Source organism: Paenibacillus sp. 01T422, from assembly GCF_056398785.1.
Window position 1 is genome coordinate 1 of record NZ_JBFTQB010001305.1, and the last position, 1,237, is coordinate 1,237.

Here is a 1,237-nt window from a genome sequence, read left to right on the forward strand (position 1 = left end):
CCATACGAATCACCGTATTGACGCGTAAATTTAGTCAGAATATTCATGCAATTATGAAAATAAAGTTCATTATCTACTTCGAATAACTTGTCGCGCAGCCGGGAATAGGTGTCCCGCCAAATTTCTCTCATCATCGACTGAAAGCTGCTATAATGGCCGAATTGAATGCCGATTGCGTAATTTTGTTCAAAGCCAACTTCTACGGGATGGTTAATGCGCTGAAACCTTTTCGTTTTCTGACTGTAATCCAGACCCTCATATTGATTTCTTCTAGGCATCTCGCCATCGCAACCCGGATACACATAATCGATCGACAGGCCGTCGATCTCTATCTCTAATGCCTTGCGTACACCAAAGCCGTAATACAAATAGTTCAGCGTCTTACTCTCCGGCTTGCTCATTCCGATGGCTCCGATGGTACATTTCGGGTCCGTGTTATTCTCGGACCTAACAATGTCCGAAGACYGCATGGTTACGTCCGCAGCCCAGCGAGAGAGAGCTGCAGCTTCTCCTGAAGCGATGTGCTGCGTCGCGAACAACGGCAAGGCGTAATTGGTTTCCATCCGCCAGAAATATTCGTTATCCAGGTCTTTGCCCATTGCGTAGTCAGGCGCGAATTCGTTCTGCTTATACCAGACACCGGGTGCGAAGCAGTGATAGTCATAAACGTCATCCGATTCCGCAATCGTCAAAGAGATCTTGGTAGAAAAGCCAAGGTCATCTCCCGCTTTCAACACCTTGACGTTCCTGCTTACCTTGAACCCTGTGTTGGCCACTTCATATACGTCAGAGAAGAAGAATTCTGAGCCTGTCGGGACAATTAACGTACCTTCRGCCACAATTTTATCACCGTAAGCAGTGATTTCGGCGTATGCTTGCTCATAAAACTCATTGATGGCAAAAGCAGTCTTTATCGTCACGAACATCGGCCGCTTGTTGAAATAGAGCAGCTTGCCATTTTTCTGAACCTCTATGCCACCCTCTTTAGAGATTAGCATATAGTTGCCGAATTCCAGCTTCATGAAGCTTCCTCCTTAGATTTAGAAAATGAATAAAGGATATATAAAAACACACATATCCCTCACTCATTAAAATTAGATTTTTTTTACTTTTTAGCTAGTGCATCTGCCCGCATCTTAATAATCTTTTGCGCTTTTTCCGTATCCGAGGCAAAGACATCATTCCAACCGAGGCCTATTACATCTTTCTTCATCGTTTCCCAAAGTTTGTCGAACTC

At 44.5% G+C, this 1,237-nt stretch carries 1 pseudogene; it reads right to left on the reverse strand.

From position 1 onward, the window contains the following. Positions 1–1,022: pseudogene (locus AC1DUA_RS38260) on the reverse strand (hypothetical protein); the annotation flags it as partial. Positions 1,023–1,237: the final 215 nt, after the last annotated feature.